The sequence below is a fragment of the Psychromonas sp. genome, assembly GCF_041586535.1.
GTDB lineage: Bacteria > Pseudomonadota > Gammaproteobacteria > Enterobacterales > Psychromonadaceae > Psychromonas.
This window is the reverse complement of sequence record NZ_JBFGZY010000002.1, coordinates 57,873-69,162: the sequence shown is the minus strand read 5'-3', so window position 1 is coordinate 69,162 and position 11,290 is coordinate 57,873. Positions and strand designations below refer to the sequence as shown.

10 protein-coding genes are annotated in these 11,290 nt (G+C 42.5%); 1 reads left to right on the top strand and 9 read right to left on the bottom strand.

What is annotated here, in order from left to right; genetic code table 11:
• Positions 1–130: 130 nt before the first annotated feature.
• Positions 131–952 carry an EAL domain-containing protein gene (locus ABZA00_RS00705; RefSeq protein WP_372880220.1) on the top strand — a complete coding sequence of 274 codons (822 nt, stop codon included), beginning with the start codon at positions 131–133 and terminating at the stop codon, positions 950–952.
• A gap of 65 nt (positions 953–1,017) precedes the next feature.
• Here ABZA00_RS00705 and ABZA00_RS00700 read toward each other — a convergent pair whose 3' ends face one another.
• From ABZA00_RS00700 to aroG, 9 genes are all read right to left on the bottom strand, one after another.
• Entirely contained in the window at positions 1,018–1,602 is a 585-nt protein-coding gene (locus ABZA00_RS00700) for a histidine phosphatase family protein (protein ID WP_372880219.1), read from the bottom strand.
• 319 nt (positions 1,603–1,921) lie between these two features.
• Complete coding sequence (locus ABZA00_RS00695; protein WP_372880218.1) at positions 1,922–2,365, bottom strand: CopD family protein; 444 nt, start codon at positions 2,363–2,365, stop codon at positions 1,922–1,924.
• A 409-nt stretch (positions 2,366–2,774) separates the two neighbouring features.
• Positions 2,775–2,903, bottom strand: a complete 129-nt coding sequence (locus tag ABZA00_RS00690) for a hypothetical protein (RefSeq protein ID WP_372880217.1) — start codon at positions 2,901–2,903, stop codon at positions 2,775–2,777.
• A 366-nt stretch (positions 2,904–3,269) separates the two neighbouring features.
• On the bottom strand, positions 3,270–4,667 hold the full coding sequence (locus ABZA00_RS00685; RefSeq protein WP_372880216.1) for a cobyric acid synthase: 1,398 nt from the start codon (positions 4,665–4,667) through the stop codon (positions 3,270–3,272).
• 65 nt (positions 4,668–4,732) lie between these two features.
• Positions 4,733–5,359 (bottom strand): molecular chaperone TorD, encoded by a 627-nt coding sequence (torD, locus tag ABZA00_RS00680; RefSeq protein ID WP_372880215.1) that lies wholly within the window; start codon positions 5,357–5,359, stop codon positions 4,733–4,735.
• 86 nt (positions 5,360–5,445) lie between these two features.
• A complete protein-coding gene (gene torA / locus ABZA00_RS00675; protein ID WP_372880214.1) occupies positions 5,446–7,911 on the bottom strand; it encodes a trimethylamine-N-oxide reductase TorA in 2,466 nt (821 codons plus the stop codon).
• A 13-nt stretch (positions 7,912–7,924) separates the two neighbouring features.
• On the bottom strand, positions 7,925–9,106 hold the full coding sequence (gene torC / locus ABZA00_RS00670; protein WP_372880213.1) for a pentaheme c-type cytochrome TorC: 1,182 nt from the start codon (positions 9,104–9,106) through the stop codon (positions 7,925–7,927).
• A 50-nt stretch (positions 9,107–9,156) separates the two neighbouring features.
• Complete coding sequence (torE, locus tag ABZA00_RS00665; protein ID WP_372880212.1) at positions 9,157–9,330, bottom strand: trimethylamine N-oxide reductase system protein TorE; 174 nt, start codon at positions 9,328–9,330, stop codon at positions 9,157–9,159.
• A gap of 864 nt (positions 9,331–10,194) precedes the next feature.
• A complete protein-coding gene (aroG, locus tag ABZA00_RS00660; protein ID WP_372880211.1) occupies positions 10,195–11,244 on the bottom strand; it encodes a 3-deoxy-7-phosphoheptulonate synthase AroG in 1,050 nt (349 codons plus the stop codon).
• Between the last annotated feature and the right edge of the window lie 46 nt (positions 11,245–11,290).

Here is an 11,290-nt window from a genome sequence, read left to right as displayed (position 1 = left end):
GGATCATGTGGCGGTGCTGCGCTAGATGCCCTGACGACTTATATCGAGCAACAAAATAGACCTAAGTAACGTTAATCCTTCGCATCAATGATTTTCATCACCGCCATGAATGACGGTGTTTTTCATCTAAATGGATAAATTTTCAACCTTATATTTACATGATAATGATTATCACTTAACATCTAACGCTTTGAATTTAAATAATGGAATACAAATGAGTTGTCACGGACATCTACGCCCCCCTGAGTTACTGGAATTAATAGCGAAACAACGTTATGGCGTAGAATATCAACCTATTATTTCAGTTAAAGATAGCGAAATATTCGCCTATGAATGTTTATCTCGTTTCTTAGATAAGAATAATAATTTCCTCAGACCGGATCTTGTTTTTTCCACGCTTCACGATAATCCACTTAGTTTGTTTCAAGTTGAGTATGAACAGAAAAAGTTACAATTATCTTGCGCCCCCGACAATACTGATATTTTTGTAAACCTTGATCAGGATTCCTATTCAGCATTGGGCCCTCTCAAAGTTGACAATCCTTTTGTTACATTATTTAAAGATTATTCAAAGGCTAATATCGTTGTTGAATTAATCGAAAACTCACAGCTCAGTGACGCAATGATGAGTTTGGCTATGATTGATGATCTTACCAAAAACAATATTAATACGGCAATCGATGATCTTTTCAACCCTCAATCAATGTTATCTACTTCTGTTCTACAACTAGTTGATTATATTAAGTTAGATAAGTATGTGATTGCTAATAATTCGAATAAAAATTTTATGGCGATGGTAAATTCGGTTATTCATTATGCACATGACACAGGTAAAAAAGTTATTTTAGAGGGGATTGAAACAGAAAATGATCTTTGCTTTGCAAAAAAGCTTGGTGCTGATTATGTACAGGGTTTCCTTTATAAAAAATTATTTAAATGCATTAATAAATAAAAATGCTTTTGTCCATCTTATCGAATGGGTTCCATATGGAGTAGGATCAAGTCCGAACTTCGAAGTCACTCAAATAGAACTAACGGCCCGATATCAAAACCACCCTCTCCGTCAAGAAGCAACATAACACCCGTTCCAGAACCGGGATATACCCCGGTTAAAGCGGTGATGGTAACCTGGTGGGTCACAAGAATAATCAGAGACCCGTCCAAAGTCTGCTCAGACAGGAAGTGTCTCAAAGAGCGCATGTTCGAATCCTTTTCCTCCCGGCGCTGGAAGAATGAATTTAGGGCTGGCAGTTCTTTGACCGGACCAAATTTCATCAATTCGGCAGTGTCTTTGCAACGGCACCACTGACTTGAGTAAACCCGTGCACGCTCAACTCCCTGCGAGCGCAGCCATTCCCCCATAGAGAGGGCTTGCTCCCGGCCGCTGGCATCTAGGTTTCGCTGAGTAGAACAGTCGCCAATGTTGAAATTATCAGGGTCTCCCATCCCTGGCGCAATTGCATGCCTTACGATGATAACTTTACCGAGTCCGCTAAATAAACCTAAGTCACTATCGCTGTGGCTATCGGCCTTCGCGCCAAACATGCTCAAGCTCGTAAAAACCAAAAAGGCAATAATGATTGTTAGCTGAGGATACTTCATGGCGTCTTTCCCCTATCTTTATCATTAATACCAAAGGAAATAAAAAAGTGACCACTCTTGCTGGTTAAAATTATCTCTAACTGCGTTGTGAGTTTTGAAGTGAGAACAACTATCTCCTGCAACTCACGCCTTGTTAGTGTTTATTTTTCCTGCGCAATGCTTGATCACTTCATTAATTCCTTTGGTATAAACTACCAGACGAACGAAATTTGATCTTTTGCACAACGCCACATTAAGAGGCTAAAAATAGTTTGCTAAAATGTTTGAGGAACGAAAACAGCAAACTGTTTTTTGCCCTGCTTTAATAGCTTATTAGCATTCAGACCAACCATCCTACTCTAAACGACACTCCTACCAATACGAACAGAATTGAAAATACTGTTACTGGTATAATATGGAGCGCCATATCATTCAAATTTGACGCTGATAGCTTAGGGACAACACGAAACCTTGCATCCAAAGCAAAAGCAAAAGTTAGGAATAGTAAAGTTAATTTAGCTGCAATTCCATGGGCCAATGGAATGGACATATCAAACCATAAACTTATATCAGGTAGCATCCTGTAGGCTAGCATCAAGCCAGTTACAACCTGAATAATTAAAGCTGGCATTCCAATTTTTTCGTAGACGGATTCAAATTCCAATAAACGCTGAGGAGATCGCTCTTTAAGTACACGTGGCAGCACCACAACTGAAAGAACTATATGCCCACCAGTCCAGATAGTGGCAGCCAAAATATGTAAAGTGAGTAATAGACCATACATCTCAATATTTCCCTATGATTGCTAACGAGGCGGTAGAATTTTTCCATTTCAAGAAAAAATAGCCTCTTTTAAAATATAATTAACTATTAAAACAATAAGTTAAAAATCAAAAATTTTCGTAAATTTGTAAAAAACCAGTTATTCTACAACCTCAACGTCTTAATAACAGGCAAAATTTGGTTGGCTAAAATGCCAGCGGAGCGAGATAGCCAGCTGTATTTTGTCCTTGTTGATTAACTTGTTAGCAGTTAGTTACAAAGAACTTAATAGCTAAAGTCAATAAAGCGCAAAAAGACAACTAATACCAAATCCGATAATTATCTATTCATTCATGCTTGTTAAAGAGAATGCTAGCTAGACATAAAACTACGTTTTAGTCTTTGTTATTGATTTGATTTATAACATCCTGCTATTCACCACTTCGTGGCCAGCTAAAGCTGTTCAAAATCGTTCCATACGATTTTGTGTAATTAGAACAACTAGTTACTGCAATAAATGCCTTGCTTTCATCCATTTTTCCTACGCCTAAATAGATCATCTAATTAACGGAATTGGTATAACAATCGAACACAGCTAACGCCCGTTTTGTCCTCATAACCGCCATTATACGCGTAAATTCCTATTTTCCCACGCACTCTTTTTCCGGCAAGAAAGACAGTCATACCTAACATCTCTTTTGACATCACTCATATCTCTGTTAACGGGGCGCCTATGATCCTCCATGCCAGGACAATGGTTTGCAGCACAGGAAGAACAACATTAGAATTTAGAATCTGGCCCTGCTCAGAGACAAGGGTTATACCAAGCCTCTAGATTCCATAACACAATGCGGGTTGAAGACTGCCCCATAGCACAGGCTATTGGCGTTGTTCAGATGGATATGCCCAGTGATATAAAGAGATGTCTATAACCAGCCGTGCGTAGCAAACATGGCTGCTAATTTATCCAGTTCATTATCAAGGTGTGTTGCCCACTCGAGACCGCTTTCCAATCCGCCAACTTTTTTCATAAACCAGTCATAAAAAGATTTATTTTCAAACAGACCATGCACATAACTGCTATAAAGGTTATCTTTCTGCCAGCCGATATCAGGTGCAAGAAAAGGCTCAAGCCGTGTTGCGGCAGTTGTTTTACCATGATGTATTTCATAACCTTTAAGGGCGGATCCCATCCAGTTAATCGTTGTCTGTTTCGTGGATTTAACGGCGCAAATTTCAGTTTGCAGATCGATCAAACCTAACCCTTGCTTATCGCCACTTTCAATATTAAAAGGATCTAAAATAGTCCTGCCGAGAATTTGTAAGCCGCCGCAAATTCCTAAAATCAATTTCCCGCTCGTCTGGAACTGCTCAATCTGTTTATCCAGGCCGGTTTTGTTCAAAAAGTCCAAACTGGCACCACTGTTTTTACTGCCCGGTAAAATAAGCGCATCAAAGTCCATAAGATCCCGGTTTTGATGAACGGGCACCAGATTAACATCATCCTGGTAGAGCAACGGATCAAATTCATCCAGATTAGAAGCATAAGGATAATAGATCAGAGCGATATTGATTTTACCGCGTTGCCATTGACTGCCCAGCCTGAAACTGTCCTCTTCTGGCAGGTGATGACGATAATAGGGTATATTGGCCACCGTCGGAATACCGGTTTTCTCCTCCAGCCAGTCCATCGCATTACCCAATAAAAGCGGATCACCACGAAACTTATTGAGCACAAAACCTTTAATTAACTTTTGCTCTTCAGGTGCTAAACACGCCCAGGTGCCTAACAGATGCGCAAAAGATCCACCGCGGTCGATATCAGAAACCAGGTAGACATCCGCCTGACACTCAAGTGCAACAGACATATTGACGATATCACCGGCTCTTAAGTTAATTTCCGCAGGGCTGCCGGCGCCTTCAATAATTATTTGATCATATTTATTCTGCAGTTTATGCAGTGCAGACTGCACCTCCTGCCAGAGCAGGGATTTACGTTCCATCCAGGGCAGCTGACTAACTTCATTATTGACCACCCCGTTTACAATCACCTGGCTGAAAGTGTCTGCACTGGGTTTTAATAAAACCGGATTCATTAATACATCAGGCGTAGCTTTTGCAGCCAATGCCTGCAGGTATTGTGCCCGCCCCATCTCTAAACCATCTTCAGTAATGGCGGCATTATTACTCATGTTTTGTGCTTTAAAGGGAGCGACCTTGACACCGCGATTAGCCAGTAAACGGCAAATTGCGGTAACGATTAGCGATTTACCTGCATCACTGGTGCAGCCTAAAATCATAATAGGCCTGTTTTTATGCTTCATATTAAGTGTTATACCCATGTTACTTGCAAAATACTTTGTATCTTAAAGTATCATGGGGATATAAATCATGCTTTTATTGCTGCGATATCCTGCTTGATATAAGCCTGTAACAGCTGACAAATACCCTGATAAAAACCTGAGTTCTTGACCTTAGCGATTGCTTGCACAAACATGTCCAGCCAAGAAAGAAGATGAGTATTGATAAACTCGATTTGTGCTTTACTGATACTCTTGCCGTCTTGAATAATCAGATTACCTAAATAATCAAGCTGGATAGCGATATGGTCCGCAGGCTCTTTAAATTCAGGATCAACAACTAAGCCTTGTGCCCTAAGCAGCACCAGCATATCCTGATGTGGCTGCTCAAACAGCTGCCCGGATTCAGACAGATAAACTGAAGCATAAGGCGGTGCCCCTGCTTTTGTATCAGTTAAAAAAACCTGACTAAAGTCAGCAGCTAACTCCAGTTCCGGTTTATTCATAGCTAAAATGGCGGTTAGTGCCGATTTTACTTTTTTAACAGGCGCGGTGAATTTAGGCTCCTGTTCAAGTTGATCTAATAGCGTTACCCCTTCACCGCAAAAATACAAAGCCAGCTGCTCTTTATCCAGCTCCTTAGTAAGTAGCGTGGCGAACCACCAGTAGAGGCTCGCACGTGTTTCATTTATCTCAGATACCGATTTTTCAGTCATTCTTCAATTCACTTAGTTAGGTTGAGCAGATGAAATATTCACCTATGGTTTCAGAAAAAATATTCCATCCGCAATTTTTGTTATGTTCAGCTCATTTCAGTAGGACCGCCAAATGCGGTTACTGCAGGTGCCTTACCAACAAATTTCTCATATTGAACCTGACAGGTATTTGCACTGGTCGCCTGTGACAGCTCAGATGTTGCCAAATCCATGGTCAGCGTATTTGGATCGCCGTAGGTATCTAACGCCCCGATCTTCTCATCAACCGGTCCGTACCATGCCCCTTCTTCGATGCGGGCAACACCCGGAGGGAAATTATCTGAGATAACAGCACCAGCTAATAACTGGCCACGTTCATTAAATACTCTGACCAGATCCCCATCTTTGATCCCCCGGGCATTTGCATCCTGCTGATTAAGGTAAATCGGTTCCCGCCCCTGAACGGCATAGGTAGCACGGAACTCTTCAGAATCACACATCTGCGAATGCAGACGCTTGTCCGGATGGCAGGACTGTAACCAGATAGGGTGTTTATCCGAGCCGGGACCGCCGTGCGAGCGCTCTACTTTCTCAAACCACATTGGATGCCCCTGGCACTCTTTATATCCGTAACGGTCTATTTTACGGCTGAATATCTCGATAAAACCAGATGGCGTACCTAATGAGTTGATTTCCGGATCCTCACGGAAGGCTGCATGACGAGTCCAGTCTTTACCTTTACCGAAATCAACAAAGCCTTCCTTCCAGAAGGTCTCAAAATCAGGCATAGGAAATTTGGCTTTATTCGCTTCTGCACAGTTGTCATAAAGCTCTTTGACCCACTGCATCTCATTTTTACCCTGGGTGTAGTCTTCTTCCTGACCAAATTTACCTGCCAATAGGGTAAAAATTTCAAAGTCGGTTTTGGACTGGAATAATGGATCAACCAGTTTATGCATGGCAATAATACCACGCCCGCTGTATGAACCGTAACGATCGATATCATTACGCTCCCACTGAGTACAGGCCGGCAGAACGATATCTGAGAAACGGCAGGTGGCGGTCCAGGTAAAATCAACCGCCACAACGGTTTCCAGTTTCTGGAAAGCTTTTTTCATTTTGTTACGATCCTGGTGGTGGTGCCAGGGGTTGCAGCCCGAGAAAACCATCATCTTAAGATCCGGCAGGGTAATGGTTGCCCCGTTTGCCTGAATCTTTTTACCCGGCTCTAAAATCCCATCGACCCAGCGGGCAACAGGAATCGTGCTGCTGTAACCTTTGTAGTCGTTGTTTTTGTGAATACGTTTATCCGGTCTGTCCGGATTACGCGGGAATGCCGCCGGACCGGCTGCCCCCGTTGAAGAAACACCTATCGAACTGTAGTGATGCGCGTAGCTCACACCGCCGCCGGGTAAACCTATCTGCCCTAACATAGTCGCCAGTACTGCCGCCATCCAATAGGGCTGCTCACCATGCTGCTGACGCTGAATACTCCAGCCGACCATGATTTGGGTACGCTCTTTAACTAACATACGGGCAAATTCACGAATGTCATCCGCTTTTATGCCGCAGATCTGTTCTGCCCACTCTGGTGTCTTTTCAACTTTATCTTTCGTTGTGCCGAGCAAATAAGAGACAAATTCAGAAAAACCTAATGCATAGGTATCAATGAATTTTTTATCATATAAATTCTCTTTGTACAGGGTGTGCGCAATCGCCAGCATAAACGTCACATCGGTTTGCGGATTGATGTACTGCTGCTCTGAATTTAAGTAGTTTTGGGTTTTACTTTTAACCGGATCCACACTGATTACACGGATCTCTTTTCTAGCTATTTTTTCTTTCAGCTGTTCAAGATATTCAAAAGACTCGTGGGTTTCACAGCTCCAGCCGACCTGCAGGTTTTTAACTAAATCCGTTGCCCAGAGAATGATAGTTTTGCTGTTTTCAAGGATCAGCGGCCAGGAGGTTCCCTGTGCGTACACTTCGGTTGACCCTAAAACGTAGGGCAGAATGGTCTGCCCGGCGCCGGTTGAATAGTCGCCTACTTTAGTTACCGTGTGGCCATGCATCGCGATTGCGCGCGCCATATGATTGCCGCAGGAGTGTACCTGACCCGTTGAACGCCATCCGGTAGTGCCGGCATGAATTGCCCATGGACCGTACTGGGTCTGCATACGCTCTAATTCATCATGAAAAAAGGTAATTGCTTCATCCCATGTAACACGGATAAAACGGTTGTCTCCACGCTGAGTAGTATCGCTCTTCTCGCGATTTAAATACCAGTCATAACGCACCATCGGATAACGGATACGTGACGGGCTGTAGAGAATCCCTTTTATACCCTTAAGCATATCGGTAGGATATTTATCGGCTTCAAAGGGTTTTATTTCCTGTACTTTACCGGCATAAACACGTGCTCGAAAGGCGCCCCAATGAGAGCCTGTTACTTTCCACTGCCCCGCAGTTTCAGAAGATGCCGCATGGGCAGCCTGAAGTAATCCCGGACCGACTAAAGCTGCCGTACTGGTGGCCAACAGACCTTTTAAAAAATGACGTCTTGAAATTGACATTGTGACCTCCTAATTAATGCGCTTCGTCTGAAAAATCAGATGAATGTTTTTGTAGATATTTAAGCACTAACGCTTGTGTATCACCGTCTAAATTAACGAAAGATAACATACCGTTAAACATGCCCGGCCACGTATTTGTATCAAAATGGTTTTCAGCTGGCTGGCTATGACACACGCTGCAGCTCTGATCGTAAGTCGTTTTAGCAAAGGTCCATAAAGTATCGCGGGATTCAGTTAATGAAGCATTGCGCATCCATAATTTTACACTGACTTCCTGCCAGGGCAGTCCGGTTAATGTATCAACTTTAGATTCACCGCCATCCATATATTCGCCGCTGAGTGCGACATCTTTGGTTAAGAAGCCATCATTAATATTCATTGCAAAATCTTCAAACATTATCCGCCCAAAACCTTTGGTCTTGCGCCATGCATTAATTTCCACCTGAATGGCATCTTCTTCGACGGCCAGAATGGTTACTTTGGTCGCCGCATTTAATTGCCCGGCTTCTGTTGTTAAAGTTTGATCCGTAAATAGCGGCAACTGGCGCACGCTGTAATAACTTTGCCCCTGTTTATAACCTGATGTAGCCATCTCTTCCAGTTTTGCCAGTGTGCCTGTACCTGAGTGCATATCTTCCGGGAGCTTGTGGGCAATCCCTTTATGGCAGTCGATGCAGCTTTGATCGCGTTCTGCTGCCATTTTCATCTGCACCTGCGCACGTTCACTCATTAAAGAGAAGTCCATGCTTTGGTAGTTATGGCAATTTTTACACTCTAATGAATTATTGGCGCTGAAACGATCCCATTCATGCTGTGCCAGTTCACCACGTTTTGCCAGAAATTTTTCACGCGTATCAATAGTGCCGAATACTGCACCCCAAACTTCTTTTGATGCCTGCATTTTACGAGCGATTTTATCAGTCCAGTTATGCGGAACATGGCAATCCGGACAGGTAGCGCGGACGCCTGAGTGGTTTTTCCAGTGCACCGTTTCCTGCAGCTCTACATAAACATTGTCAGACATTTCATGGCAGCCGATACAAAACTCTTCGGTATTGGTGGCTTCCAGTGCAGTGTTAAAGCCCCCCCAGAAAATAATGCCTGCCAGGAACCCGCCCATAGAGAGCAGCCCAAAACTTAAATGTACACTTGGCTTACTGACAATCTGCCAAAAGCATTTTAATAATTTCATCATAATGAGACCTTAAAAATAGAATATTAGAAAAAGATAAGGAGGGAAAAGGTTTAACCGTGACCTGGAGGTCCCATCATAAACATCTGCAAAAACCAGACGATAAAGCCATAACCGCCAACCAGCATAACGCTAAGAATTGGGAATAAGCAGACGGTGATAAACAGGAATGTTTTCCACTCGTCCGCGCGGGTTGTTTGTTTCGAGTCATCCTTTATCTTTGACATAATAATCCTACCTTTTGAAAATAAACTTCCCTCCGGCAAAGCCAGAGGATTATTTGATTACGCCCTTAAAGGGCTAAAATAAACGCCCAAGGGGGACTTTATTTGAGACCTTAGTTGCTTTTGCTATTCCTCACCATCCGTGCAGCTTACAGCAACAGAAATAAACCGTTTTCCTTTCAAAGGAAAACAGCATATCTGTGATCATAATAAAGCTCAGGCCAGTTTTTTCTTTGTAGCAGCGCAAATTACGAAGCGAATTTCAAATTTTAAGTTATTTTAATCAATCACTTTGCTATAACTTGCTTTTAATAAAAAAGAATCCGGCATCATACAGAACGCCGGCGTGATCAAACTGACCTAAATCATAAAATATCTCATGCCCGCAATTTTTTTGGACCGCCCAAAATCCGTCCACCTTCGATAGAAACATTATCTTTCAACTGTAATCAATATCTGTGCCAGGGAGATAGATCTTAAGTTTATCTGGAGTGCCATAGGGAAGGAGAGCGCGAAAATAACAGAAAGTAAAAAGGGGATTTTTGCGTCTATGGAAGATCTCGAAGGACGGTTGACGGATATCTGAATTAATCGCGTGGAATAATCATATAAATGAAGTAAAGAGCTCTATAATACTAACGTTTGATGCAGATAAGGCACGTGAAAAATTCGCTCGTGCTTATGAATAACCCAATCGAACATAATTGGTGTAGCACGGAGTACTATAAAAAAGCGGGAGTTTTCGGTGACGGTCTCAATAACGTGCTGTATATATTATTCGCCCCGTGTTCAATAACTCCTCTTTGACGGAAGTACAAATGTTGATTTAATCCACCTGAAATTTGCTTTCCGGTGGATTAATTCACTTTAGCCGCGACGGGCAATTACTGCATCGGCAAGTTGTGCCAATAATGTTTCCGTATCATCCCAACCGATACAGGCGTCGGTGATACTCTGACCGTATGTTTCACAGACGCCGTCTTTTAAGTCCTGACGACCTTCAACCAGGTGACTTTCAACCATCACACCGGCAATAGCTTTATCGCCTGAAGCAATCTGCTCACAAACATTGGTACAGACTTTCATCTGATTTTCAAATTTTTTCTCTGAATTTGCATGGCTGAAATCGATCATGATTTTCTGTGCTAAACCGGATTTTTTCAAATCAGCTGTAATGCCGGCAACATCTTTAGCACTGTAATTTGGCTTTTTGCCACCACGTAAAATGATATGGCAATCAGGGTTACCCTCAGTTTCAACAATCGCACTGTGACCGAATTTATTAACTGACAGGAAATGATGCGAGGCATTAGCAGCACCAATCGCGTCAACTGCCACTTTGATGGTGCCGTCAGTGCCATTTTTAAAGCCAACCGGGCAAGAAAGACCCGAAGCTAATTCACGGTGAACCTGCGATTCAGTTGTACGAGCGCCGATTGCGCCCCAACTCATTAAGTCAGCAACATATTGCGGGGTGATCATATCTAAGAATTCGGTCGCAGCAGGCAAGCCCATCTTGTTAATATCTAATAATAATTTACGGCCTGTACGTAAACCTTTATTAATGTTAAAAGTACCGTTTAATTCCGGATCATTAATCAGACCTTTCCAGCCGACGGTTGTACGCGGTTTTTCAAAATAAACACGCATTACAATCTCTAATGAATCTTTATATTTCTCGCGCAGTGGTGCCAATCGTTTGGCGTATTCAAGAGCCGCTTTTGTATCATGAATCGAACAAGGTCCAATAATAACAAGAACACGATCATCCTGATCCGATAAAATCTTATGGATTGCTTCGCGCGAATTAGCAACTGTTTTGCTGATTGCCGGCGTAGTCGGAAATTTTTCTAATAATGCAATTGGCGGTAAAAGCTCTTTTATTGCTTTAATATGTATATCATCGGTATTAATCATTGAAGTTTCCATATCGCACTTTCTTGTGCTTAAAAGTTAGTTGTAT